Genomic DNA, 25,927 nt, shown 5'->3' with positions numbered 1-25,927 from the left:
CGCATGTCTGACGCATCCCGTAGCCCTTCTCCTGCCGATGACGAGATCGATCTCGGTCGGCTCTTCGGCCTGCTTCTCGATTACAAGTGGTGGATCGCCGGCACGACGCTGGTCTTTGCCTTGATCGGGGTGACCTATGCCCTGCTGGCCACGCCGGTGTACCGGGCCGAGGCCCTGGTGCAGGTGGAAGAGGACTCTCCCGGCATGAACCCGCTGGACGACGTGACCAGCATGCTGGGCGGCGAGCCGCCCTCCCAGGTCGAGATCGAGATCATCCGTTCGCGCATGGTGCTGGGGGATGCGGTCAACCTGCTCAACCTGGATATCGTGGTCGCGCCGCAGCGGCTGCCGCTGATCGGTGATTTCCTCGTCCGTCACGGCATCGAGCGGCCGGGCTTCGCCGACGGCTGGGCGAGTACCTGGGCCGGTGAAGAGATCGCCATCAGCGAGATGCCGGTGACCGATGCCTGGCGCGGTGAGCCCCTGGAGCTCGAGGTGCTGGAGGGCGATCGCTATCGCCTCTTCCACGACGGCGAGAGCCTCGGGGAGGGGCAAGCCGGGCAGCTGGAGAGTTTCGAGAATGGCGAGGTGTCGCTGCGGGTCACCGAACTGGCAGCCGCACCCGGCGCCCGGTTCGAGATCACCCACGTCAAGCATATGACCGCCTTTCTCGACCTGCGCAGCCAGCTGGGCATCAACGAGCAGGGGCAGGAGACCGGCATCCTGAATTGGTCGATGACGGGGCCCCAGCCCGAGGCCCTGCAAAAGACTCTCAACACCGTGGCGGATATCTACGTCTCGCAGAATGTGCGTCGCCAATCCGAGGAAGCGCGCAAGAGTCTCGAGTTCCTGGATGAACAGGTGCCCAAGGTGCGCGGCGACCTGCGGGCGGCCGAGAACCGCCTGAACGCCTACCGTACCGACCAGGACAGCGTCGATCTTTCCCTCGAGACCCAGGCGGTGCTCGAGCGATTGGTGAGCCTCGAGAGCCAGCTCAATGAGCTGGAGTTCACCGAGACCGAGATCTCGCGCAACTTCACCCCGAGCCACCCGACCTATGCGGCGCTGCTCGACAAGAAGCAGCAGCTCGAGCGGGAGCGAGCCAAACTCAACGAGCAGATCGACGGTCTCCCGGCAACCCAGCAGGAGATCCTGCGCCTGCAGCGCGACGTGGAAGTGAGCCAGGAGATCTACGTTCAACTGCTCAACAAGGTGCAGGAGATGGAGATCGCCGAGGCCAGCACGGTGGGCAATGTGCGCATCCTCGACCAGGCGGCCACCCTGCCGGAACCCGTCAAGCCCAACAAGCCGCTGATCGTGGTGGTGGCCACCCTGCTGGGCGGTATGCTGGCCGTGGGCGGGGTGCTGCTGCGGGCCGCCTTCCACCGTGGCGTGGAGGCGCCGGAGCAGATCCAGGAGACCGGCCTTTCCGTCTATGCCACCGTGCCCCTCTCCGAGGAGCAGGGCAAACTGGTCAAGCGCATCAAGCGCCGCAAGGATGGCCATGGCAATGCGGTGGCCACCGCCGTGCTCGCCGAGCGGGCGCCGGCCGATACCAGCGTGGAGGCCCTGCGCGGGCTGCGCACCAGCCTCCACTTCGCCATGCTGGAGGCGGGCAACAAGCGCCTGATGATCACCGGCCCCAGCCCGGGTATCGGCAAGAGTTTCATCACGGTCAACCTCGGCGCCGTTTGCGCCCAGGCCGGGCAGCGGGTGCTGGTGGTGGATGCCGACATGCGTCGGGGCCACATCCACCATGCCTTCGGGCATCCCAGCGAAGGCGGTCTCTCCGACCTGCTTTCCGGCAAGAGTTCCCCGGAGGCGCAGATCCGCTCCACCTCGATGGATGGCCTGGATTACGTGGCCCGCGGCACGGCACCGCCCAATCCCTCGGAACTGTTGATGGGCGAGCGCTTCACCGCCTTCATCGAGGCAGCCGAGGCCCGGTATGACCTGGTGATCATCGATACGCCGCCGGTACTGGCCGTGACCGACGCCTCTGTGGTCGGCGCGCAGTGTGGGACCACCCTGATGGTGGCGCGCTTCCAGCTCAACCCGGCCAAGGAGATCACCATCGCCAGGGAACGGCTGGAAAACGCCGGCGTGACGGTCAAGGGCGCCATCCTCAACGCCATGGAGCGCAAGGCCGCCACCAGCTATGGGTACGGCTACTACAACTATTCGTATAAGTGAGGGGTGTAGGGTGAGGAGTTGGGAGTGAGGGGTGGAGAGTGTGGAGTCGGGAGTGAGGGGTAGAGAGTGTGGGGTAGGGCGTGAGGGGTGGAGCGTGTGGAGTATAGGGTGAGGGGTTCAGTGTGAAGGGGGTGGAGTAAGGCGTGAGGAGCTATCACGGCCTTCACGCTTGGCAACAGGGCATGCAGCTTGTCGAGGAAGTGTACAGGCTGACTGCCCGGTTCCCCTCCTCGGAGCAGTTCGGTCTCACCAGCCAGATGCGGCGAGCTGCGGTTTCGATACCCAGTAACATCGCCGAAGGCGCCGGCCGAGGCAGCCCCGCCGAGTTCCTGCGATTCCTGGTCATCGCCCGTGGCTCACTCAACGAGCTGGAAACCCAATGCCAGCTCGCCCAGCGCCTCGGGCTAACGCCCGACATCCAGGAAATCATGGAACGCATCGAGCAAGTCTTCGCCCAGCTCGGCGGCCTGATCAAACACACAAGGGGAAAGGTCAAGCGCAACCAAACTCCGCGCCCCTGACCCCAAACTCCACACTCCGTACTCCACACCCTAAACACCAAACTCTCTACTCCATACTCTTTACTCCATACCAAAAACTCTTTACCCCGTACCCCAAACTCTTTACCCCGTACCCCACACTCTCAACTCCAAACTCTTTACCCTAAACTCCATACTCTCTACCCCAAACAACAAAAAACAGGCATGCCAGTCACTCCCTGACATTCACCCGCTACTTGCGCACCACGCGCACCGCGTTGACCCATGCCTCCTTCTTCGCTCAATTACCTTCTGGATAGATAACCCATGGATTGGGATGCTTATCTTTCGATTGCCGTCGTCGTGGCGGTACTGGCAGGGCTCGTATTGACTCGCGTCGCCCCCGACGTGATCCTCATGGCGGCCCTGGTCGCCCTTGCCATCACTGGCGTGCTGACCCCTGCCGAGGCCCTGCAGGGCTTCGCTAACCCCGGGGTGATGACCATCGCCACCCTCTATGTGGTCGCCGCTGGTCTCAAGGAGACCGGTGCCGTCCAGTTCATCGCCCACCGGCTGCTCGGTCAGCCGGCCACGCTTCGACGCGCCCAGCTGCGCATGCTGGTGCCGGCCGGCGGCCTCAGTGCCTTCATGAACAACACCACCGTGGTGGCGATGTTCATCCCCGCGGTTCAGGAGTGGGCCTACCGGCTCAAGCTCCCTCCCTCCAAGCTGTTACTCCCCCTGAGCTATGCCGCCATCCTGGGCGGCACCTGTACACTGATCGGCACCAGCACCAACCTGGTGGTGGATGGCCTGCTGCAGAGCGAGCGCGGCATCTCCCTGGGCATGTTCGAACTGGCCTGGGTGGGCGTGCCGCTACTGGTGATCGGCGGCACCTTCCTGTGGCTGTTTGCCGGGCGGCTGCTTCCCGATCGGGAAAGCGTCATCGAGCAGTTCGACCAGGCACGCGAGTACTGCGTGGAGGTGGTGGTCGAATCCGCCGGCCCGCTGGTGGGCAAGTCCATCCAGGAAGCCGGGCTGCGTCACCTGCGTCACGGCTACCTGGCCGAGATCCAGCGTGGCGAGCGGCTGCTGACGGTGGTCTCGCCGGATACCGACCTGCAGGCCGGTGACATCCTGATGTTCATCGGGGCTCCCGAGTGTGCCCGTGAGCTGCGCCGCGTGCATGGCCTGAAGCCCGCCAACGGTGACGTGCACAAGCTGGACGTGGCCCATCATCGGCGCTGCCTGGTGGAGGCGGTGATCGGCCCGGATTTCGCCGGCCTGGGCCAGACGATTCGCGAGTCGCGCTTTCGCTCGTGCTTCCAGGCGGTGATCCTTTCCATCTCCCGGGAGGGCCGGCGGCTCCCCGGCAAGGTCGGCGACATCAAGTTGCAGGTGGGCGATACCCTGCTTCTGGAGACGGCCCAGGACTTCGTCGACCAGTACCGCTACCGCAAGGACTTCCTGCTGGTCAGCGCGCTGCACGACTCCACGCCGCCGGATTATCGCAAGGCGCCGTTGGCGCTGGGCATCCTGGGCCTGATGGTGTCGCTGAGCGCTTCGGTGTGCTGAGTATCCTGGAGGCGGCGATGCTCGCCGCCGGCGGCATGCTGGCCAGCCGTTGCATCACCGCCAGCAAGGCCCGGCGCTACGTGAACCTGCAGGTGCTGGTCGTGATCGCCGCCTCGTTCGCTCTGGGGGCGGCCATGACCGAGACCGGCGCGGCCCGGGCCATCGCCTCACTGCTGGTGGGCGGCGTGGCCGCTCCCTGGTTGGCGCTGGCGCTGGTCTATGCGCACACGGTGCTGTTCACCGAGCTGATCACCAACAACGCCGCCGCCGTGCTGATGTTCCCGATTGCCGGTGCCGTGGCGGATCAACTAGGTGTCGACTTCATGCCGTTTGCCATCGCCATCATGGTCGCCGCCTCGGCCAGTTTCACGACCCCGCTGGGCTACCAGACCAACCTGATGGTCTACGGTCCCGGTGGTTATCGGTTCAGCGACTACCTGCGCATCGGCTTCCCGTTGAGCGTGCTGGTCGGTGTTACCGCCGTCGCCCTGATCCCATTTGTCTGGGCGTTTTAAACCCAATACCCCAAACCCTGTACTCCAGACTCCGAACGCTGAACTCCAAACACCGAACTCCAAACCCCATACTCCAAGCCCCCAACCCAACTATGCTAACCAAGCTCTCCCACCGCCTTAAGGGCGACCTGATTCTCCCTCTGGCCCGTACCTTTATCGCGCGAGGTATCGCCGCCTTGGGAGGCCTGCTGCTGGTGGTGGTGCTCGGCCGCCTCTACGGCCCGGCCGGCGTCGGGGTCTTCGCCCTGGCCCAGAGTGTCTATCTCGGCGCGGGCATCCTGGCCCGTTATGGCATGGACAACGCCTTGATGCGCTATGTGGGTCAGGACCACGCCTCCAGCGCAATCAAGATCTATTTGCGCTGGGCCGTGAGCCGGTCCTTCAGTCTGAGCGTATTGGCGGCGGTGGCGGTCTTTCTGCTGCGCCATCGATTCGCTATCTGGTTCGATGCCCCCATGCTGGCCAGCGTCTTGCCCGGCATCGCATTGACCATCCCGGCCTTCACCGTGGCCTTCGTGCTGGGCGGCTTTATGAAGGGCATCCGTAGGCCTGCCACCGCCTGTCTGATGGAAAACGGCAGTATTTCTCTGATTGCTAGCTGTGTAAACCCACCAGGTTGTTCACGGAAAGCCTCAGCCGGCTAACCGGAGGCCGATAATCCAGACTGGCATGTGGCCGATGCCAGTTGTACTGATGAAGCCAGGCAGGCAGATGCCTGCCTCGCTCCTCCGAGCTGATGTATGACCGGGCGTAGGCCCATTCCCGCAGGGCGGTCTGAATGAACCGCTCTGCCTTGCCATTGGTGCGGGGCGTATAGGGTCGAGTGCGTTTGCGCTTCAGTCCCAGACGCCGGCACAGGCGGCGGAACGGCTTGGATTTGTAGCATCCACCATTGTCGGTCAGCACGCGCGTGAAGCGAATGCCCAGGTTCCTGTAGTAACGCACGGCCTCCAATAGGGCATAGCACGCACTCCAACCGGTTTCATCGGGATAGCGGGTGCCGAAAGCGACCCGCGAGTGATCGTCGATGGCGATGTGAACATACTCCCAGCCGGCGCCCCGCGTGTTCTGCTGGCGATCGCCGGTGACACGATGCCCTGGGCGTTCGAAGCGGCCGAGTTTCTTGATGTCCAGGTGCAGTAGATCTCCCGGCGCGTCATGCTCGTAACGATTCACGGGACGGGCAGGTGTCAAGGCCGAGAGACGATTCAGCCCCTCGCGTTCGAGGAGCCGTGCGACCGTGCTGTGTCCGATCCCTAACCGCTCGGCGATCTGGCGGTAGGTCTGGCGCTGCTGGCGACGCTCGAGGACCTGCTCGCGAACCTCGGCAGGGACCGCATGAGGGCAGCGACGGGGACGAGAAGAGCGGTTCTGCAGCCCGGCCTCACCCTCTTGCCGGTAGCGGCGCACCCACTTGTAGACCGTCCTCACACTGACGCCCTGAGCCTGGGCGACCTCCTCGGGCCGGAGCCCTTCGTCAACGACTCGGCGGACCAGCAGGGCTCGACCATGCGGTGTGAGACGGGCATTCTTATGGGTGTTCATCCGGGCCTCCTGGAGGTTGGTTTGGGTCGCACCTCCAATTGTCCGGGTAGGTTCCGGATGAACAACCTACCGAGAGATCACAGCTAGCGGCCTTGTGCTGATTCTGCATTTCCTCTCGCCGCTGGGTATCGCCAATGCCGGCTGGGCCATGGCCTTGGCCGCCTGGCTGGTGTTGGGGCAAGGTGTCTGGCAGGCATGGCGCTGGTTTGGCCGGCAGGACTTGCAAAGCGGAGATGAGCTGACAACGCGACAGGAGTTCGTCACTAGCTCACGCGCCTTCTTCGTCATGAGTCTGGCCCAGTTCATGCAAACTGTGTTGAGTGTGCTGATCGCCGGCATGTTGCTTAGTAGTGCCGACCTTGGCCTGTTCAAGTCTGCAGAGCGAACGGCACTGCTGATCAATTTCATCCTCATGGTCATCAACGCCGTGCTGCCGCCGCGCTTCGCTACTCTTTATCGGCAGGGAAATTTTCTGGGCCTGAACGATCTGGCGCGCAAGGGGGTTTTGCTGGGGCTGGCCCTGGCCTCGCCCATGCTACTGGTGTGTCTGCTGGTGCCACACTGGGTATTCGGCCTGTTCGGGGCCGAGTTCACACAGGGCGCCAACTTGTTGCGCATCATCGCCGTGGCACAATTGGTCAATGTGGCCACCGGCTCGGTGGGCTTCCTGCTCAATATGACAGGGCACGAGAAGCTGATGCGAAATATTGCCTTGAGCTGTAATGCCTTGGGGCTCGCCCTGTTCTTCATCCTGATTCCGCTACTGGGGGCCTTGGGTGCCGCCTTGGCGCTGGCGATGGTGCTGGTGCTGCAGAATCTCACCGCACTGGTATTCGTGTGGCGCAAGCTGGGTATCTGGATGCTGCCCGTTCCCAATTTTCTCAAGTGGATGCACATCGATCGCCAGGAGGCACTATGATGAAACTCCCGAATCTTGAACAACGCCAGGCCCTGCTCGACGGCGTGAAGGCTGCCGGCCTCGACGTGTTGGCGATATACCGTCGCGACTTCGACATCGAGACCAAGGAAGACAAGAGTCCGCTGACCGAGGCCGATCTGGCGTCTCACCATGCCCTGGTGGCGCTGCTCGAGGAGTTGACTCCCGGGGTGCCGATCCTCTCCGAAGAATCCGGCGAGATCCCTTTCGAGACGCGCCAAGGCTGGGAGCGCTACTGGCTGATCGACCCGCTGGACGGCACCAAGGAATTCATCAAGAAGAATGTCGAATTCACCCTCAATGTGGCGCTGATCGAGAACGGCGTGCCGGTCTTCGGTATCGTGCATGCGCCGGCCCTGGGGGTGAGCTGGTGGGGGCAGGCAGGCGAGGGCGCCTGGAAGGTACAGGGCAATAAGTCCACCGCGATTCAGGTGAGGGAACTTCCCGGTCCCGAGCAGGCCTCCTGGAAGGTGGTGGGCAGTCGCTCCCATGGTTCCGAGGAGTTCGAGGCTTTCTGTTCTCACTTGCCCCAGCACGAGCGCGTCTCCATGGGCAGTTCACTGAAGCTGTGCCTGGTGGCCGAGGGGGAGGCGGACCTCTACCCGCGCTTGGCCCCCACCAGCGAATGGGATACCGCTGCCGCCCAGGCCGTGGTTAGCGCCGCTGGCGGGGAAGTGCTGAATGCCCAGTCACTCGAGCCGCTGCGCTGCAACCAGCAGGAGAGCGTGCTCAACCCCTTCTTTATCGTCTGCGGCCAACGCGATACCCGCTGGGAAGAGGCCCTGCGGTCCAGCTTGAAGCTAGAAGCTTGAAGCTGGAAGTAACCCCAAGGCTGGGCTCCGAGTGGTTTTTCTTCCAGCTTCCAGCTCATAGCAACCCCTCATCGACAATGCCCTGAATTTCCCGGATACCCCATGACCGAGATAACCCCCGAACGCCAGACCCATCTGAAACAACTCGAGGCCGAGTCAATCCATATCATTCGTGAGGTGGCTGCCGAGTTTGCCAACCCGGTGATGATGTACTCCATCGGCAAGGACTCCTCGGTGATGCTGCACCTGGCGCGCAAGGCCTTCTACCCGGGTACGCCGCCGTTCCCGCTGATGCACATCAACACCACCTGGAAGTTCCGCGAGATGATCGAGTTTCGCGACCGCATGGCCGCGGAAGCCGGGATGGACCTGATCGAGCACATCAACGAGGAAGGGCGCGAGGCAAACATCAACCCCTTCGACCACGGCAGCGCCAAGTATACCGATATCATGAAGACCGCGGCGCTCAAGCAGGCGCTGGACAAGCACGGCTTCGATGCTGCCTTCGGCGGGGCACGCCGCGACGAGGAAGCCTCGCGGGCCAAGGAGCGGGTCTTTTCCTTCCGCGACAAGCACCACCGCTGGGATCCCAAGAACCAGCGCCCGGAGCTGTGGAGTGTTTACAATGCCAAGGTCAACAAGGGCGAGTCGATCCGCGTCTTTCCGCTCTCCAACTGGACCGAGCTGGATATCTGGCAGTACATCTACCTGGAATCGATCCCCATCGTGCCTCTGTATTTCTCGGCACCGCGCCCGGTCGTGGAGCGCGACGGCATGCAGATCATGGTCGACGATGAGCGCCTGCCCCTCGAAGAGGGCGAGGTGCCCGAGGAGAAGTGGGTCCGCTTCCGCACGCTCGGCTGCTACCCGCTGACCGGCGCCGTGGAATCCAAGGCCGCAACCCTGCCCGAGATCATCCAGGAGATGCTCCTCACCCGCACCAGCGAACGCTCCGGCCGCGCCATCGACCACGATCAGGCTGGCTCGATGGAGAAGAAGAAGCGTGAGGGGTACTTCTAATTCGGCGGAGTTGATTTAGAAAGACGGAAGAAGGAAGTCTACCAATTCCCGTGACTTCGGCTTCAAGGATCAGGTCACGTGATCCGGCCTGTCCGATCCCAGCAATATTGCCGAGGGCATGACGAGGCCATCCGTCAAGGACCGTACCAAGTTTCTCTATATTGCCAAGGGCTCCTGTGCCGAACTTAGGACCCTGAATTCAAGCAATAAGCGCAGCACCTGCGGTGTTCAGGGCTCCTGAGTATTCCCACAGGAATACCTGTGCCGGAGTCCGGTAGCCGGGCGATGCTCGATACCTACACGGTTGGGAATCTTGCTAAGCCAAGCGCTCTTGGCCTGGGCACTGTGCTTGCTGCGCCGTTTGGGCTGGCGGAGGTGCTGCCAGAGATCACCACCGCGCTCCTTGTCTACCCAGATCGAGGAGTAGATCCACTAGTGACTTAAGCCTACGCCGGCCAAGGGCGCGATGAAACCGCTGATCTGCTTCGGACTCGAGTCCTCACGGAGCCGTTCGGCGACGCGGCGATCATGCTGGGCAAGTGCCTCGTCCACTTCCAGGAGGTGCGGCGGCGGTGATCACTAAGGGACAGCGCCTGTTCGGGGTCGTAGCCGCTGGCGGTGGCGTTGCGGCGCAGCTCACGGCTGATCGTGCTGCTATGGATGCCCAACTCCCTGCCGATCTGGCGCTGGCTGATGCCCAAGTCATAGCGGGCGTGGATCTGGTATCGTTGGGTCTGGGTCAGCTTTTGGTATCCCATGCTCTGCGTCACTTTGGTCGGTAAAGCAGGGAGGGTACCGGCGCTGGCCCTCCTGCCTCTACCGTGCGGTCCAAAGTGCTGCGGTTATTCTATGAATCCAGGGGATTGATGATTATATGTATGTTTTGTTTTCGTGTTTAGCATATTTTTTTTACATTGTTTGTCATAGGAAGTTATTGTCAACTGGGTTTATTTTTTTAACGTTCTATGTTTTTACGTTGTTGGTAGGATACTTAGGGTTTAATGTATTTACATTTTCTTATGGTATGCCTTTTGAGCTGGGTGACGATCTATATCGAAAAAGCTTTGTTAATGCAGAATTTGTTTTTTTTATAGCAATAGTGTCTTTCATGCTAGGGGATTCTATTTCGGGATTGGTTTTCAGAAAGTCAAGTATTCAAGAAAGTATAACTCAAAAGCAGGCCAGCGTTTTTTTAAAAGCCGGAGCTGGGCAGAAAAAAATCCTTTTCCCCCTATTGCTATTGTCTTGGTCCATGCTTGTTCTATCGTATGGTTTAGATGCAATACTGTATAGAAGCAAATATATACCGGCCAACATCGGAGCAATAAAGTCCTTGGGATTATTGTTGACAGTTCTTCTTCTGGTTTTGATTTATGGGGTTGTTAAAAGCAAGCTGTGCATGTTTTTTATTTACTCCGCAACTTTTCTTATATTCTTTAGCTATGGGAGTAGGTTTATGGCTGTAGTTCCAATTTGTTATATAATGTCAAATTTGTTATTTTCAAATAAAAATCTAGGTCCAACCAAGATTATTTCTTGCGCAGCTTCTTCATTATTTTTTGTCATGTTGGCTATTCAGTTAAGAAGATTTGAACCTCATGGGTTAGTGCCTTATTTCTGGGGTTTAATAAATAGAGGTATTGATATCGATTTGTGGATGTTTTCGATAAACTATATTGCATCTTTTAGTTATTCTTTAACTGCATATGTTGTAGAAAAATTCTCTTACGATATAGAGTATTTTTATTTGTCAATTAATCCAGCGCTCGGAAGTATGCTAGATTGGGCGGATCGATCTAAGGATGTCAGAGTTAATGAATATGTTCCTTTTAATGCTATAAGTGAGCTTTACCTTACAGGGGTCGCTTATCTATCAGTATATTTCTTGTTTTCTGGATTCTATTGGAAGTTGATCGATCAAGTTGTTTTTTCAAAAAGTAAGTTGTGTGCTGTATTCGTCTATGTGTTTTGTTTGATATTCACTTTCTATACTTTACAGTATAACTTGAGGAGCTCTACAAGGATCATGTATTACTCCTTTGCGGTTATTTCAATGTATTTTTCCTACTTTTATATTATTCGCATTCTGCCTAAGAAAAAAAATCATGGTTAATTACGCTCTAAGGTTGTCTAATGCCTTTTTCGTTTTGCTATTTGCATTGGCATGCGATTATTATTCAAATTCTGGAGGAAATGAGCTTCTGGTTACTTTTTCTTACTCAATATTAGGCGCTACAGTCTTAAGAAGGGGCTGGGATACTGCAATGATGAATGTTATTGCTAGTAGGCTGCTTAGTGTATCTCAGTCTTTCACGTTATTTTTCTATTTGCTGAAAAAAAATATCTATCATTTTGTGTCTCTCCTCATTGCTATGTTTTTTTTGTCAATGTTTGTTGAGGCAAGCCCGTTCTTGTTTTTAGGTTTGATTCTTAATATATATATAGCATTTTTCATGTCTGAGGTATATAGAGGTCTTGGAAAAATAAAGCTTTCAACAATTCTGCAGTTTTTTTATCCATATATTATTGGGGGGGTGTGCCTTTATTTCAAGGTGACTAGCTCAAGTGATTACTTATCGCATTCCTTGTTAGCTGCATTTTTTGCGCTACTAATATTTTATACATTTAAAAAAGTGCAAGGTGGTTGTGAAGAAAAAAAAGTTGACATTTTTTTGCCTGAAATAAAAGAGAAAGGAAAAAACTTCTTTTGCTCACAAGTTTATAATAATGTTGCCTACTGGTCGTCGCCAATAGTGATCTCTCTGTTCCTTTCTAAGGAGTATGCCTCGTCTTTTAATGCTAACTTCAGGGTGGGGTTTTCCAGTTTGTTTATAGCGTCAAGTTTGAGTTTTGTAGCGCTCCCTTTTATAAGCAAGTTGGTGTATGAGGGTGAACAAAGTGAGTTGACTAAAATTTATAGAAAATGGGTTCTAGGTTTCTCTGTGTTGTCACTTTTTGCAAGCTTGATAGTATTTTCTTTTTTTATATTTGTCGAGTACGAGTTTATATATATTTTTTTTCGTGGATTTGATGTTGAGTTGTTTTTAACATTTTATGTTTTTTCTCTGCTCTGCTGTATATTTTATATTTTTTTAAACGTGGCAAATATCTCGATAAAGACCAAAGGGGTTTGGTTTTTGCTTTCGGTTAGTGCTTTGTTCTCGCTTGTTATTTTGTCCTTCTCATTGTTAGAAAATAGTTTGCTGGGTATATCTATTGCTTATTCACTGCTTCTCTTTCTTCCATATTTTTTATCCTTTCTCAAGGTGCGAGTCTAAGCTAAATAATAAATGCATGGTCGATATTGTAATGGTCACCTGGCTTGGCGGTCTCAATAACCAAGTGTATATATGGTCTCCTTCCCCCAGTGTCAGGATGAATCGTGCCCTCTGAAACCCTGTTCTTATAATCCAAGGGGCGATAGGAGCCGCTTATTCCTCGCTACTCCGAGGAACGCTGATTAGCCGTGGTCGCCAAACTGCTGCCACCCCATAACTGAAGTACCTGTAGGGTCGGCGGTCTCAATGAGCAAGTGCAACACGTGACCCATCAGGTACGGTGTTGCCATGACCATTTGCTACCGCCACCTCACCGCCGAAGACCGAGCCGCCATTATGATGATGCGCGCCACGCACTCGATCCGGGCCATCGCCACTCACTTGGGCCGTGCACCGAGCACAGTGTCGCGAGAAATCGCTCGTCACACGGTCGATCCCATCAAGGGCTATGATGCCGGCCTGGCGGGTTACCGGGCCCGTCTGACGTGACATCGGTCACGTCAGCGCCCCAAGCTGCATCCCGACGGGGAGCTCTTCGAGGTGGTGGTCTATCTGTTGCGCAAGTACTGGTCACCGGAGCAGATAGCCCGCACACTGAAGCGCATGTCTCCCAACGATTCACGTCGCCAGGTCTCGCATGAGGCCATCTACAACGCGCTCTATGTGATGCCTCGCGGCAGCCTCAAGAAGGAACTCATCGCCTGCTTACGGCAGGGCAACGGCAAGCGTCGTCCACGCAGTCGTGGCAAGGATCGACGCCAGCAGATCCCCGAGCTGGTCAGCATCCATATGCGGCCGCCGGAGATCGAAGATCGCCTGATGCCTGGCCACTGGGAAGGCGATCTCATCATTGGCGCCAACAATCGCTCCGCCGTCGGTACGCTGGTGGAGCGGACCACACGGTTGGTGATCCTGGCGAAAGTGGACGGCACCACGGCGACGGCGGCGGCCGTCGGCTTCAGTGACAAGCTCAATGAAGTGCCGCGCTCTCTGCGCCTGTCCATGACGTACGACCAAGGCAGAGAGATGATGAAGCATGCCGAGATCACTCAGAAGACCGGTACGGCGATCTACTTCGCTGATCCGCATAGCCCATGGCAGCGGGGGTCCAATGAGAACACCAACGGGCTGTTGCGGCAGTACCTGCCAAAGGGCACGGATCTGTCGGTCTACAGCCAGGAAGAGCTCGATGAGATCGCTGATTCACTGAACACCCGGCCGCGCAAGACACTGGACTGGCGAACGCCGCTGGAAGTTTACGCCGAGGTGCTCAAGAAATCCGTCGGTGGACCGAGCACCCTTCAATAGCGTTGCGCTTGGAACTTGAGACCGCCGTCCCTGATGATCAGATGAGCTATAGGAGTTATCCTCTGCTGGCAGCCAGAGAGCTTCTACAGCAGTTCATCCGGGAGCAGAGACATGGACATCAAGCTGCATAAACAATGGGATGGAGTCCTCCCCACCCTCTCCGGCGCCGATGCGCCACTCTGAGAGGGTGAGGCCACCGGCTGAGGAGACCCTCCCATGAACATTACACGTGTTGGTGTCGACATTGCGAAGTCCGTCTTCCACGTGCATGGCGTGGATCGTCATGATCAGGTCGCGTGGTGCGGCAAGTACAAGCGCGACAAGTGGCTGGATGCCATCGCCAAACGCGTCCCTGTGGGCGCCGAGATCGGCATGGAAGCCTGCGCCTCATCCCATTACTGGGCACGCGGCTATCACGTCAAGCTGATCGCCGCTCAGTTCGTCAAGCCCTACGTCAAGAGCAACAAGAACGACCGCGTGGATGCCGAGGCGATCTGCGAGGCCATGAGCCGTCCTCACATGCGCTTCGTGGCTGTCAAGACGGTAGCGCAGCAGGACATTCAGGCGGCGCATCGCATCCGCAGCGAGTTGGTCCAGCAGCGCACCGCCAAGGCCAACCAGATTCGCGGTCTGGTGGGCGAGTACGGCCTGGTGGCGCCCACCGGTATTGGCCAGCTGCGAGCCGCCATGCCGCGCTGGCTGGAGGACGCCGAGAACGGCCTGACCGACGACTTCCGGATCCTGCTGGCGGGACTCGCCGACGACCTGCGCTACCTCGACGACCCCCAGTGTCAGGATGAGTGTCGTGCCCTCTGATACCCTGTTCTTAAAATCCAGGGGGCGATAGGAGCCGCTCATGCCTCGCTACTCCGAGGAACGCCGACAAGCCGTGGTCGCCAGGCTGCTGCCACCTCATAACCTGACCGCTCAGGAGGTCGCCGAGCAGGAAGGCATCTCCGTTGCCACCATCTACAAGTGGCGCAAGGAAGCCCGTGCCGAAGAGCGTTGCCTACCCGATGCCTCTGACCAGGGGAGTGAAGGCTGGTCCTCCCGAGACAAGTTCGCCGCCGTGGTCGAGACCGCGGCCATGAATGCCGAGGAAGTCGCCGAGTATTGCCGGCGCCGTGGTCTGTATCCCGAACAGCTCCAGCGGTGGCGCCATGATTGTGAGCAGGCCGCCAGCCTGTCCCACGAGGAGCGTCGGCGTGAGGCCGATGACGCCAAGCAGCAGCGCAAGCGCATCCGGGAGCTGGAACGCGAACTCCAGCGCAAGGAGGCCGCCCTGGCCGAAACCGCAGCCCTGCTGACGCTGCGAAAAAAGGCCCGGGCGATCTGGGGGACGAGGACGAATGATCAGTGGCCCGGATCGCCAACACGCTGTCGAGCTGATCGACAAGGCTCGCGCCAACGGCGCCCGTCTCGAGCCCGCCTGTCGTGCGCTGGGGCTCACCGCCCGCACCTATCAACGTTGGACGCGTGACGGCGACCTCCAGGAGGATCAGCGCCCTTTTGCCGAGCGGCCGGTGCCCGCTAACTGTGATCTCTCGGTAGGTTGTTCATCCGGAACCTACCCGGACAATTGGAGGTGCGACCCAAACCAACCTCCAGGAGGCCCGGATGAACACCCATAAGAATGCCCGTCTCACACCGCATGGTCGAGCCCTGCTGGTCCGCCGAGTCGTTGACGAAGGGCTCCGGCCCGAGGAGGTCGCCCAGGCGCAAGGTGTCAGTGTGAGGACGGTCTACAAGTGGGTGCGCCGCTACCGGCAAGAGGGTGAGGCCGGGCTGCAGAACCGCTCTTCTCGTCCCCGTCGCTGCCCTCATGCGGTCCCTGCCGAGGTTCGCGAGCAGGTCCTCGAGCGTCGCCAGCAGCGCCAGACCTACCGCCAGATCGCCGAGCGGTTAGGGATCGGACACAGCACGGTCGCACGGCTCCTCGAACGCGAGGGGCTGAATCGTCTCTCGGCCTTGACACCTGCCCGTCCCGTGAATCGTTACGAGCATGACGCGCCGGGAGATCTACTGCACCTGGACATCAAGAAACTCGGCCGCTTCGAACGCCCAGGGCATCGTGTCACCGGCGATCGCCAGCAGAACACGCGGGGCGCCGGCTGGGAATATGTTCACATCGCCATCGACGATCACTCGCGGGTCGCTTTCGGCACCCGCTATCCCGATGAAACCGGTTGGAGTGCGTGCTATGCCCTATTGGAGGCCGTGCGTTACTACAGGAACCTGGGCATTCGCTTCTCGCGCGTGCTGACCGACAATGGTGGATGCTACAAATCCAAGCCGTTCCGCCGCCTGTGCCGGCGTCTGGGACTGAAGCGCAAACGCACTCGACCCTATACGCCCCGCACCAATGGCAAGGCAGAGCGGTTCATTCAGACCGCGCTGCGGGAATGGGCCTACGCCCGGTCATACATCAGCTCGGAGGAGCGAGGCAGGCATCTGCCTGCCTGGCTTCATCAGTACAACTGGCATCGGCCACATGCCAGTCTGGATTATCGGCCTCCGGTTAGCCGGCTGAGGCTTTCCGTGAACAACCTGGTGGGTTTACACAGCTAACGCCCTGACACCGGCCGAGGAGCAGGAGATCCTCGAGGTATGCCACCGGCCGGAATACGCCAACCTGCCGCCGGAGCAGATCGTGGTGCGACTGTTCGATGACGAGGCGCGCTATCTGGCTTCGCCCTCGACCTTCTATCGCGTCCTGCATAAACACCGCGAGGTCGTCCACCGCGGCCGCGCTAAACCGCCCAAGCGCCACGCGAGGCCCACGACCTACCTTGCCACCGCGCCGAACCGGATTTGGACGTGGGATACGACGTGGCTCGGCGGGCCCATCAAGGGCCAGCACTACTACCTGGTGATGCTGCTCGACATCTACAGCTGCAAGATCACCGGCTGGGAGGTGTTTCTGGCCGAATCGGCCCACAACACGCGTACTGTGTTGGAGCGTGCTGTGCTGGCGGAGCAGGTGAGCGACCAGCCCCTGGTGCTGCACGCCGACAACGGCAGCCCGTTCAAGGGTGCGACGCTGCTGGAGAAGTTGCATGATCCCGGCATCACCCCGTCGTTCAGCCGGCCACGGGTCAGCAACGACAATCCGTACTCGGAGTCGCTGTTCCGCACCTGCAAGTACCGGCCCTGTTACCCGGCAGACGGCTTCGCCAACCTCGACGCTGCCAGGCAGTGGGGGCATGGTTTCGTCCAGTGGTACAACCACGAGCATCGGCACAGCGGCATCCGCCTGGTGACGCCGGCACAACGCCATGCGGGCCAGGACGCCGAGGTGCTGGTCAAACGCCACGCTATCAATCAGGCGGCGCGTGAGGCCAACCCGGCCCGCTGGAGCGGCAAGACCCGCAACTGGACGCCCATCGGTACTGTCTCGCTCAACCCGGAGCGGGAATTGCACGTCACCACGTCCGAACCAGAAAAACGGGCGGCGTGAATGAACTCAGAGACGACAACTTGCTTGACAACTACCGTCTGCGGGGTAACGCATGTTGACCACCTCTCAATCCGTTTAGGTGACAACTACGTTGACAGATAGGGTAGTCGATAGACAGTTACTAAACTACCTTCGAACCGGGAAATAGTAAAAGTTAATCGGTGAGTAAAATGAGAGATTTAATGAAGACGAAAGTGAATAATATTTTATTGCATACTGAGAAGAATGCGCGGTCTTATATGGAGAAAGTATCAGCATTCAATAATGATGAGGATTTTATTCTTGCTTCCTTTCCCAAGTCAGGTAATACTTGGTTGAGGTTTTTGTTTGCAAACTATATAAATGAGATGTCGGGAAAAATTTATGATGAAATTGATTTCCATAATGTTTCTCATGCTTGCCCACCCCTCAGGGCTCCGAAAGAGCATATGTCGGGTTCTCGGCTGAAGTTTAAGTCATTAAAAACACACTTCCCCAGTGTGGGTAAGTTTTACAACTTTGATGCGGTGGTCTTATATAGAGAGCCAGTAAAGACTCTTCGTTCATATTACGATTACATGATTTATGAAAAAGGGAAAAGGTTTAAAGACGAGGAAAGCTTCATAAGCCACTGGAAATATGGTGTAGATTCTTGGTGTTATTTTCACAATAGCTGGTTGCAAAGGGAATGCCAAAAAAAAACACTATTTGTAAATTACAAGGATTTGCTTGATAACCCAGTTAGTGCGATGGAGCTCCTCTTCTTCGAGTTAAAAAAACCTGTTTTCCAGAATTCTCTTAGTACTGCCATTGAGAAATCAAGTAAAGAGAATATGAAAAGGGTTTTGGAAAAACAGGGTGATCCCTATGCGCAAAACGAGAATTATAATTTCGTAGGAGATAAAAAAGATCGTAAAAATTTATCTGACAATGTCTGTAAAATCATTTATGAGAAAAGCTCACATGTATACAATGCGCTTGAAGATAAAAAATTAATAGTGTATAGATAATTTATGCATCAGATGTTTGGGGCGTCTTCGCGCAATTGCAATAAATCAAGGCTGAGAGTTATGATATAGTGCGTTATTGAGTTCAGGTTTATAATTTATAGAAACTCTCTTCATGGACTTTTTTATGTGCTTTGTCAGCACATTGATAAGTTGATATCAAGTGGCTTGAAGTTCTTACAACCTTGGCGAATACTAATACTGGTATCGCCTAATAGAATGAAGTGTGATAAATATGATATTTCTTGCAGACTTTCCTCCTCCAGTCCATGGCATGTCGAAGGTTAATCAAGATGTTTTTAACTTTCTGTCAAGCGTAGAAAGCAATATCAAAGTTATTAACACCGTGCCATCCAAACAAAATTGTCTGTTTGGCACTAGAAGATGGGTGTTTTATAAGGGGGGGTACTCGCTAGGAATGTTAGCGAAGCTTTTTTATGTTTTGATGTCTGCTAAGCATAAGTCTGTTTACCGACCAATTAATGGTGGAGTTGGTCAAGTATATGATGTGTTGTATTTGATGTTATGCAGAATGTTCCGAAAAAGAATTTATATCCACCATCACTCTTTCAGTTATCTAAACAGAAAGAGTCTTGTTTTTTCTTTGTTATCAAGCCTGGCAGGTAAGAGAGCTGTTCACGTAGTGTTAGGTGACAAGATGTCATCAAATCTACAACAGCTATACAATGTTAAGGAAGATAATGTTAGGATTCTGTCGAATTCATCATTTTTCAGGAAAAATTTAGAAGAAGATAAGGGTGTTGATTATGGTGAAATTGGAGAAAAAAAAGAATCTTTGATTATTGGGCATTTGGCCAATCTTTCAAATGACAAAGGTGTAGGTGTTTTTTGTCAACTTTGTCGAAAACTTGATGCCTTAGGGATTCAATTTCGTGCAAAAGTTGCCGGCCCATTTCATGATGAAGCTGCAGAAAAACTGATATTTTCCTTAATTGATAATTGTCCTAATGCATCATACTTGGGTCCAGTTTATGGGCAAAAGAAAGAAGATTTTTTTAAAAGTCTTGATGTCTTTATATTCCCATCTAAATATCGAAACGAAGCAGAGCCCCTTGTTTTATACGAGGCAGCTGAGCATGGTGTATTCTTGATGGGTACAGAAGCTGGTTGTATGAGAGACTCAATAAAAAATCTTAATGGGTTCTCATTCCCATTATCTGACGAAGAGGCATGGGTAGAGAAAGTTGTGGAATATTTAAAAGAAAATATCAATCAAGTAAGATCGCTAGATCAACGGCGTGCTAGGGGAAAAAGATTTCACCAGTTTTATGAAGAATCAAATAAGTCATTGGTTCGTTTGGCAAGGGAGATGCGTGATGCAGAGGCTTGATCTGTTTAAGCTTCCTCCTGGTTTTAGGGGGAGATCCGCATTTTGGTGTCAACTTTGGTGGGTTGTGCAATCTTGCTTGTTTTCCACTTCACCTCAGTTTATGTACGCTTGGAGGGTGTTTCTCTTGCGTATCTTTGGTGCAAAAATTGGTAAAAAAGTAATAATTCGTCCAACTGTTCGCGTGACATACCCATGGAAGCTGATGATTGGCGATAATTCATGGGTTGGAGATAATGTTGAACTTTATAATCTTGGGGATATTGTTATAGGTAAAAATTCTGTTATATCACAGCGCTCATATTTGTGCACAGGAAGTCATGACGAAACCAAGATAGATTTTGCTATTTACCAAAGGCCAATTGTCATAAAAGATAGTGTTTGGGTTGCTGCTGATGTCTTTATTTCTCCTGGTGTAATTGTTAATGAGAATTCAGTTATTGGAGCAAGGAGCTCTGTTTTTCATGATGTGAAGTCAGGGTATATATATATGGGAACTCCTGCGAGGCCTATCAAAGTGCGCGAAGCTGGTGGAAATTAATATCAAAAGGAGGTAGTATGAAAAAGGCTCTTATTACTGGTGTTACAGGGCAAGATGGCTCTTATCTGGTGGAGGCTCTTCTTGATAAGGGTTATGAAGTTCATGGCATTAAGCGCCGTGCTTCACTTTTCAATACTGAGCGTATTGATCACCTTTACCAAGATCCGCATGTTTCTAATCGAAATTTTGTTCTGCATTATGGCGATCTGTCAGACTCCTCCAACCTCACCCGCATTCTTTCTGAAGTGCAGCCGGATGAGGTTTATAACTTGGCAGCGCAATCTCATGTGGCTGTAAGTTTCGAGTCTCCTGAATATACGGCTGATGTCGATGCTTTAGGTACCTTGAGGTTGCTGGAAGCTATCCGGTTTTTGGGGCTAGAGAAAAAGACTCGTTTTTATCAAGCTTCTACTTCCGAGTTATATGGGTTGGTGCAGGAAACTCCTCAGAGGGAAACTACGCCGTTCTATCCTCGCTCTCCTTATGCGGTGGCAAAGCTGTACGCCTACTGGATCACAGTAAACTACCGTGAGTCATATGGTATGTACGCATGCAATGGCATCCTGTTTAATCATGAGTCGCCACGTCGTGGCGAAACATTCGTTACCCGCAAGGTAACTCGGGGGCTGTCGAACATCGCTCAAGGCCTCGAGCAGTGCCTCTACATGGGGAACATGGATGCACTTCGTGACTGGGGGCATGCTCGCGATTACGTGAAAATGCAGTGGATTATGCTTCAGCAGGAGGAAGCGCGCGATTTCGTCATCGCCACCGGCAAGCAGATCTCGGTTCGCGAATTCATCCGCCTGACGGCCCAGGAGCTGGGTATCACACTGCGCTTCGAAGGCGAGGGCGTTGAAGAAAAGGCCATCGTAGAGCAGGTATTTGGCGACAAGGCGCCGGCGGTCAAGAAGGGCGACGTGGTCGTGGCAGTGGATCCGCGTTACTTCCGCCCCGCGGAGGTCGAAACGCTGTTGGGCGATCCGACCCAGGCCAAGGAACTGCTGGGCTGGGAGCCGGAAACCACCGTCGAGGAGATGATCAGCGAGATGGTTGCCAGCGACCTCGACGCCGCGAGGCGCCATGCCCTGCTCAAGTCACACGGCTATGACGTCCAAGTTGCCAGGGAGGCTTGATGCCATGAGTATGGAGAGGAAACGGATCTTCGTCGCCGGCCACAAGGGTATGGTTGGTTCGGCCATCGTACGTCAACTGGCTGCGCGTGACGATCTCGAGTTGATTACGCGAGACCGCCACGAACTGGACCTGATGTCTCAGGCCGCGGTGGACGAGTTCTTCAGAACAGCTCAGATAGATCAGGTCTACCTAGCCGCCGCCAAGGTGGGTGGCATCCATGCCAACAACACCTATCCGGCGGACTTCATCCATGACAATTTGGTGATGGAGGCCAATGTCATTGGCGCGGCCCATCGCCATGGGGTGCAGAAGCTTCTGTTCCTGGGGTCCTCTTGCATCTATCCTAAGTTCGCCGATCAGCCGATTCGCGAGGATTCCCTGTTGACCGGCGAGTTGGAGCCCACCAACGAGCCCTATGCCATCGCCAAGATCGCTGGCATCAAGTTGTGCGAGAGCTTCAATCGCCAGCACGACCGAGACTATCGCAGCGTGATGCCGACTAATCTCTATGGGCCTCATGACAACTTCCATCCCGACAACTCGCACGTGATCCCGGCGTTGCTGCGTCGCTTCCATGAGGCGAAGGTCAACGGAGACACGGAGGTCTCGGTGTGGGGCAGCGGAAAGCCGATGCGCGAGTTTCTGCACGTGGATGATATGGCGGCGGCTTGTGTGCATGTGATGGAGATCGATGGTTCGACGTATGAGGTTCATACCCAGCCCATGTTGTCCCACATCAACGTTGGCACCGGGGCGGACTGCACCATCCGTGAGCTGGCGGAAACCATCTCCCATGTGGTGGGCTTCGCGGGTGAGGTTACTTTCGATACCAGCAAGCCGGACGGTACGCCGCGGAAGTTGTTGGATGTCTCTCGTCTCAAGCAATTGGGCTGGCAGGCTAGTATCTCGCTGGAGGACGGCCTGCGCGATGCCTATGACTGGTACGTCAATAACGTCGAGCAGGCACGGGCGCGCTGATGAAGATTCTGCTTTACGGAATCAACTACAGTCCTGAAGTAACTAGTACCGGGAAATATACGGGCGAAATGTCTCGCTGGCTGGCCGATCAAGGACACGAGGTCAGGGTGATTACAGCCCCACCTTATTACCCGAGCTGGAAAGTTCAGGACGGCTTTTCTGTTTGGAAGTATCTGTGTCACGATGAAGGTGATATCAAGGTTTTTCGTTGCCCATTATATGTGCCGGAGCATCCTACGGCGCTCAAGCGCCTGGTACACTTGGCAAGTTTCTCCTTATCGTCATCGCTGGCCGTGTTGGCCCAGGTTCGCTGGAAGCCGGATCGGGTCGTGCTGGTGGCGCCGACGCTCTTCTGCGCCCCCCAGGCCCTGTTATTGGCCAAGCTCACCGGTGCCGGTTCGGTGCTGCATATCCAGGACTATGAGGTTGATGCGCTGTTCGGCTTGGGGATGGCAAAAGGTGGGGGGCTCAAGCGCTTCGCTTTTGCCGCCGAGAAGGCCATCCTGCGGGCTTTCGACAAGGTGTCCACCATCTCCGAGGGCATGCTCAAGCGCGCCCGCCAGAAGGGGGTGAACCCGGATAACCTGCTGTTCTTCCCCAACTGGTCCGAGACGGAACGCTTTCGTGGTGTCTCTCGCTCGCCGCGTATGCTTGAGCGCTTCGGCCTCGATCCTGGCATGAGGGTGCTGTTGTACTCCGGCAATATCGGCGAGAAGCAGGGCCTGGAAAGCGTGATCGAGGCCGCCGAGCGCTTGCAGGATCGTCCCGAGCTGGCGTTTTTGATCGTCGGGGAGGGCGCCGGCAAGGCCCGCCTGGTGGAGCTGGTGCGCCGGAAGGGCCTGAACAACGTCCATTTCGCCCCCCTGCAGCCTTACGAGGATCTGCCAGCCTTGCTGGCCTCAGCGGACTGTCACCTGGTCATCCAGAAGCGGGGTGCCGCGGATGCGGTGCTGCCCTCCAAGTTGACCAATATCCTCGCGGTGGGGGGCAATGCCGTCATCACCGCCGATCCCGACACCAGCCTGGGGCTGCTGTGTGAAGAGCAGACGGGCATCGCCACCCTGGTCGAACCCGAATCGGTCGACGCCTTGGTTGCGGGGATCGAGCGGGCTCTCCGGATGCCGGAGCACAATGCAGTGGCCTCTGACTATGCCAGTAAAAATCTCGATAAGCACAACGTCATGACTCGCTTCCAGGCTGAGATTTCGTCATGTGGCTGAATGATGAATCGTTTCGCAGCGTAGTGGCCGCCACACCGTTGGTGTCCATCGACCTGATCGTAACCAATGAAAAAGGGAAGGTCCTGCTCGGGCAGCGCTTGAACCGTCCAGCGCAAGGCTACTGGTTCGTGCCGGGCGGTCGCATCCTCAAGGGCGAAAGCCTGGACCTAGCCTTCGAGCGACTGACCCAGCATGAGTTGGGTGATGTATTCGCACGCGATCGGGCAAGGCTGCTGGGCGTATACGAGCACTTCTATGCCGATAGTGTCTTCGCCGGAGCAGATGGTCCGAGCACTCACTATGTCGTCTTGGGCTACCAACTCCCGCTTGGCATCGGTGAAGTGGTGAGCCCCCCGCTGGAACAACATGGACGATATCGATGGTGGACCGTGGACGACATGCGTCACAGCCCCGACGTCCATGAAAATACCCGCGCCTATCTGGGCACGTTGAACTGAACATCGAGTGAAAGGAGGACAAGGATGTTAACCCCCGTGATCATGGCCGGAGGGACCGGCTCACGCCTGTGGCCGCTTTCGCGTCAACTGCGGCCCAAGCAGTTCCTGTCGTTAAATAACGATTCGACGATGATGCAGCGGACCCTCACGCGTCTGGAAGGGCTCGAACAGCGGGCCCCCATCGTGATCTGCAACGAGGAGCATCGCTTCCTTGTGGCGGAACAACTGCGCCAGATTGGTGCAGACGGCGGTCGAATTCTCCTCGAACCCATGGGCCGCAATACCGCGCCCGCGATCGCACTCGCGGCGATCGCTGCCATGCAGGAGGGCAAGGACCCGCTGCTGCTGGTGCTGGCTTCCGATCACCTGATTCAGGACGTCGAGCGATTCCATGCCAGTATCGAGCAGGCCATCCCGCTCGCCGAGCAGGGCCACCTGGTAACGTTCGGCGTGGTGCCGACGCATGCCGAGACCGGCTATGGCTACATCCACCAGGGGTCGGAGCTTGGCCAGGGCTTCAAGGTCAGGCGCTTCGTCGAGAAGCCGGATGCCGATACCGCCGCCACCTACCTGGCCAGTGGCGAATACTTGTGGAACAGCGGCATGTTCCTGTTCCAAGCGAGCCGTTATCTGGACGAGCTGGCGCAACATCAGCCGACGATGCTCGAGGCTTGCCTCTCGGCGATGGCGGAAGCCGCCGACGATCTGGACTTTACCCGTGTCTGCGCCGAGGCCTTCGCCAAGTGCCCGGAAGACTCCGTCGACTATGCGGTGATGGAAAAGACCGACAAGGCCGCGGTCGTGCCGCTAGACGCACGCTGGAACGACATCGGTTCCTGGTCGTCACTATGGGACGTCAGTGACAAGTGCGATGCCGGCAACAGCTGCCATGGCGACGTGCTGCACGAGGATACCCGCAATACCCTGGTGCGCGCCGAAAGCCGCCTGGTGACCACGGTAGGCGTCGAGGACCTGGTGATCGTCGAGACCAAGGATGCCGTATTGGTGGCCCACAAGGACAAGGCCCAGGACGTGAAGAAAATCGTCCAGCGGCTGAAGGCAGAAGAACGGCCTGAGTTCAAGAACCACCGTGAGGTCTACCGCCCCTGGGGCATCTACGACTCCGTGGACAATGGCGAGCGCTACCAGGTCAAGCGCATCACCGTCAAGCCGGGAGCCAAGCTGTCGGTGCAGATGCACCACCACCGTGCCGAACACTGGATCGTGGTCTCCGGTACGGCAGAGGTGACCAACGGCGAGAGTACCTACCTGGTGAGCGAGAACGAGTCCACTTATATCCCCATCGGCCAGGTTCACGCTCTGAAGAACCCCGGGGTGATCCCGCTGGAGCTGATCGAGGTGCAGTCAGGTTCCTACTTGGGAGAGGATGATATCGTGCGACTCAAGGATAACTACGGGCGCGCCTGACGTCGCTGATGAAGGTAGTGGTTCGAAACCAGTTCTCATCTTACATCTACTTTCCTCCTTCTTACATCTTTAACGAGGGATCGTATTATGTCGTCCAATACCATCTGGCATGCCCACAAGGTATGTCGGGGAAGTCGTGAAATTCTCAACGGCCACAAGGCCTGCCTGCTGTGGTTCACCGGCCTGAGTGGCTCCGGCAAGTCCACCATCGCCGGTTTGGTGGAGGAAAAGCTCCACGATACGGGCAAGCGCACCTATCTACTCGATGGCGACAACGTCCGCAAAGGGATGAACAAGGATCTCGGGTTCTCTGATTCAGACCGTGTCGAGAATATCCGCCGCATCGGCGAGATGTCACGCCTGTTCGTCGATGCCGGGATCATTACCCTCTCGGCGTTCATTTCGCCTTTCCGCTCCGAGCGTCGCAGTGTCCGTGAACTGATGCCAGAGGGAGATTTCATCGAGGTATTCGTCGACTCACCGCTGGCCACCTGCGAGCAGCGCGACCCGAAGGGGCTCTACCAGCGGGCACGGCAGGGCGAGATCCAGAACTTCACCGGGATCGACTCTCCCTACGAGACGCCGGAGAAGCCCGAGATACATGTGATCAATGACGGCATCACCCCGGATGAGGCGGCCAACGCCGTCATCGACTACCTGGTAACGCACGGCTACATCTAATCAAGCCAATCTGCCTACCAGTAACAACAAA

At 56.2% G+C, this 25,927-nt stretch carries 25 protein-coding genes and 2 pseudogenes; 25 read left to right on the top strand and 2 right to left on the bottom strand.

The window, feature by feature from the left end; genetic code table 11:
* Positions 1-3: 3 nt before the first annotated feature.
* From OCT48_RS10460 to OCT48_RS10445, 5 genes are all read left to right on the top strand, one after another.
* Complete coding sequence (locus OCT48_RS10460) at positions 4-2,193, top strand: polysaccharide biosynthesis tyrosine autokinase (protein WP_263589111.1); 2,190 nt, start codon at positions 4-6, stop codon at positions 2,191-2,193.
* 143 nt (positions 2,194-2,336) lie between these two features.
* A complete protein-coding gene (locus tag OCT48_RS10455; RefSeq protein WP_263589110.1) occupies positions 2,337-2,714 on the top strand; it encodes a four helix bundle protein in 378 nt (125 codons plus the stop codon).
* 285 nt (positions 2,715-2,999) lie between these two features.
* Positions 3,000-4,247 (top strand): SLC13 family permease, encoded by a 1,248-nt coding sequence (locus tag OCT48_RS10450; protein WP_318152490.1) that lies wholly within the window; start codon positions 3,000-3,002, stop codon positions 4,245-4,247.
* Positions 4,241-4,762 carry an SLC13 family permease gene (locus OCT48_RS19510; protein WP_318152489.1) on the top strand — a complete coding sequence of 174 codons (522 nt, stop codon included), beginning with the start codon at positions 4,241-4,243 and terminating at the stop codon, positions 4,760-4,762. Before OCT48_RS10450 ends, OCT48_RS19510 begins: the two co-directional genes overlap by 7 nt.
* Before the next feature lie 92 nt (positions 4,763-4,854).
* Positions 4,855-5,406: a lipopolysaccharide biosynthesis protein gene (locus OCT48_RS10445; RefSeq protein WP_263589109.1), complete on the top strand. Its 552-nt coding sequence runs from the start codon at positions 4,855-4,857 to the stop codon at positions 5,404-5,406.
* On the opposite strand, the gene OCT48_RS10440 is transcribed toward OCT48_RS10445, so the two are convergent.
* Positions 5,357-6,307 (bottom strand): IS481 family transposase, encoded by a 951-nt coding sequence (locus OCT48_RS10440; protein ID WP_263589108.1) that lies wholly within the window; start codon positions 6,305-6,307, stop codon positions 5,357-5,359. The two genes, OCT48_RS10445 and OCT48_RS10440, sit on opposite strands and share 50 nt — an antisense overlap.
* 94 nt (positions 6,308-6,401) lie before the next feature.
* On the opposite strand from OCT48_RS10440, the gene OCT48_RS10435 reads away from it, so the two are divergent.
* From OCT48_RS10435 to OCT48_RS10420, 4 genes are all read left to right on the top strand, one after another.
* Entirely contained in the window at positions 6,402-7,226 is an 825-nt protein-coding gene (locus OCT48_RS10435) for a lipopolysaccharide biosynthesis protein (protein WP_263589107.1), read from the top strand.
* Positions 7,223-8,056 (top strand): 3'(2'),5'-bisphosphate nucleotidase CysQ, encoded by an 834-nt coding sequence (gene cysQ, locus OCT48_RS10430; protein WP_263589106.1) that lies wholly within the window; start codon positions 7,223-7,225, stop codon positions 8,054-8,056. The genes OCT48_RS10435 and cysQ overlap by 4 nt, the downstream gene beginning before the upstream one ends.
* A 102-nt stretch (positions 8,057-8,158) precedes the next feature.
* Positions 8,159-9,076 carry a sulfate adenylyltransferase subunit CysD gene (cysD, locus tag OCT48_RS10425; RefSeq protein WP_263589105.1) on the top strand — a complete coding sequence of 306 codons (918 nt, stop codon included), beginning with the start codon at positions 8,159-8,161 and terminating at the stop codon, positions 9,074-9,076.
* An 88-nt stretch (positions 9,077-9,164) separates the two neighbouring features.
* Positions 9,165-9,317, top strand: a complete 153-nt coding sequence (locus tag OCT48_RS10420; RefSeq protein ID WP_412031043.1) for a four helix bundle protein — start codon at positions 9,165-9,167, stop codon at positions 9,315-9,317.
* 205 nt (positions 9,318-9,522) lie between these two features.
* Here OCT48_RS10420 and OCT48_RS19585 read toward each other — a convergent pair whose 3' ends face one another.
* Positions 9,523-9,834: a helix-turn-helix domain-containing protein gene (locus OCT48_RS19585; RefSeq protein ID WP_412031002.1), complete on the bottom strand. Its 312-nt coding sequence runs from the start codon at positions 9,832-9,834 to the stop codon at positions 9,523-9,525.
* A 176-nt stretch (positions 9,835-10,010) separates the two neighbouring features.
* On the opposite strand from OCT48_RS19585, the gene OCT48_RS10415 reads away from it, so the two are divergent.
* The 16 genes and pseudogenes from OCT48_RS10415 to cysC all read left to right on the top strand — a co-directional run bounded on the left by OCT48_RS10415 (position 10,011) and on the right by cysC (position 25,896).
* Positions 10,011-11,189, top strand: a complete 1,179-nt coding sequence (locus OCT48_RS10415) for a hypothetical protein (RefSeq protein ID WP_263589103.1) — start codon at positions 10,011-10,013, stop codon at positions 11,187-11,189.
* A complete protein-coding gene (locus tag OCT48_RS10410) occupies positions 11,182-12,354 on the top strand; it encodes a hypothetical protein (protein ID WP_263589102.1) in 1,173 nt (390 codons plus the stop codon). The genes OCT48_RS10415 and OCT48_RS10410 overlap by 8 nt, the downstream gene beginning before the upstream one ends.
* 294 nt (positions 12,355-12,648) lie before the next feature.
* Positions 12,649-13,662 (top strand): annotated as a pseudogene (locus tag OCT48_RS10405) (IS30 family transposase).
* Between the two features lie 216 nt (positions 13,663-13,878).
* Positions 13,879-14,478: an IS110 family transposase gene (locus OCT48_RS10400; RefSeq protein ID WP_263589101.1), complete on the top strand. Its 600-nt coding sequence runs from the start codon at positions 13,879-13,881 to the stop codon at positions 14,476-14,478.
* Positions 14,479-14,518: 40 nt separating this feature from the next.
* Entirely contained in the window at positions 14,519-15,142 is a 624-nt protein-coding gene (locus OCT48_RS10395; RefSeq protein ID WP_263589100.1) for a transposase, read from the top strand.
* Positions 15,143-15,279: 137 nt separating this feature from the next.
* Positions 15,280-16,230 (top strand): IS481 family transposase, encoded by a 951-nt coding sequence (locus OCT48_RS10390; protein WP_263589099.1) that lies wholly within the window; start codon positions 15,280-15,282, stop codon positions 16,228-16,230.
* Positions 16,229-17,119, top strand: a pseudogene (locus OCT48_RS10385) (transposase); the annotation flags it as partial. The gene OCT48_RS10390 and the pseudogene OCT48_RS10385, both read left to right, overlap by 2 nt.
* Positions 17,120-17,301: 182 nt before the next feature.
* Positions 17,302-18,108, top strand: coding sequence for a sulfotransferase domain-containing protein (locus tag OCT48_RS10380; RefSeq protein ID WP_263589097.1), 807 nt, complete (start codon positions 17,302-17,304; stop codon positions 18,106-18,108).
* A gap of 232 nt (positions 18,109-18,340) precedes the next feature.
* A complete protein-coding gene (locus OCT48_RS10375) occupies positions 18,341-19,456 on the top strand; it encodes a glycosyltransferase family 4 protein (RefSeq protein WP_263589096.1) in 1,116 nt (371 codons plus the stop codon).
* Positions 19,395-19,994 carry a WcaF family extracellular polysaccharide biosynthesis acetyltransferase gene (locus tag OCT48_RS10370; protein ID WP_318152488.1) on the top strand — a complete coding sequence of 200 codons (600 nt, stop codon included), beginning with the start codon at positions 19,395-19,397 and terminating at the stop codon, positions 19,992-19,994. Before OCT48_RS10375 ends, OCT48_RS10370 begins: the two co-directional genes overlap by 62 nt.
* A 17-nt stretch (positions 19,995-20,011) precedes the next feature.
* Entirely contained in the window at positions 20,012-21,130 is a 1,119-nt protein-coding gene (gene gmd, locus OCT48_RS10365) for a GDP-mannose 4,6-dehydratase (protein WP_263589095.1), read from the top strand.
* 10 nt (positions 21,131-21,140) lie between these two features.
* Positions 21,141-22,109, top strand: a complete 969-nt coding sequence (gene fcl, locus OCT48_RS10360; RefSeq protein ID WP_263592606.1) for a GDP-L-fucose synthase — start codon at positions 21,141-21,143, stop codon at positions 22,107-22,109.
* On the top strand, positions 22,109-23,329 hold the full coding sequence (locus OCT48_RS10355; RefSeq protein WP_263589094.1) for a glycosyltransferase WbuB: 1,221 nt from the start codon (positions 22,109-22,111) through the stop codon (positions 23,327-23,329). The genes fcl and OCT48_RS10355 overlap by 1 nt, the downstream gene beginning before the upstream one ends.
* Positions 23,320-23,787: a GDP-mannose mannosyl hydrolase gene (locus OCT48_RS10350; RefSeq protein ID WP_263589093.1), complete on the top strand. Its 468-nt coding sequence runs from the start codon at positions 23,320-23,322 to the stop codon at positions 23,785-23,787. The genes OCT48_RS10355 and OCT48_RS10350 overlap by 10 nt, the downstream gene beginning before the upstream one ends.
* Before the next feature lie 24 nt (positions 23,788-23,811).
* Positions 23,812-25,215: a mannose-1-phosphate guanylyltransferase/mannose-6-phosphate isomerase gene (locus tag OCT48_RS10345; RefSeq protein ID WP_263589092.1), complete on the top strand. Its 1,404-nt coding sequence runs from the start codon at positions 23,812-23,814 to the stop codon at positions 25,213-25,215.
* Between the two features lie 87 nt (positions 25,216-25,302).
* Positions 25,303-25,896 carry an adenylyl-sulfate kinase gene (gene cysC, locus OCT48_RS10340; protein ID WP_318152486.1) on the top strand — a complete coding sequence of 198 codons (594 nt, stop codon included), beginning with the start codon at positions 25,303-25,305 and terminating at the stop codon, positions 25,894-25,896.
* Positions 25,897-25,927 lie beyond the last annotated feature (31 nt).

Origin of the sequence: Halomonas sp. M4R1S46, assembly GCF_025725685.1 — a bacterium.
In the GTDB taxonomy this organism is placed as follows: Bacteria; Pseudomonadota; Gammaproteobacteria; order Pseudomonadales; family Halomonadaceae; genus Halomonas.
Note: the sequence above shows the minus strand (reverse complement) of the source record. Positions and strands in the feature narration are given on the sequence as shown.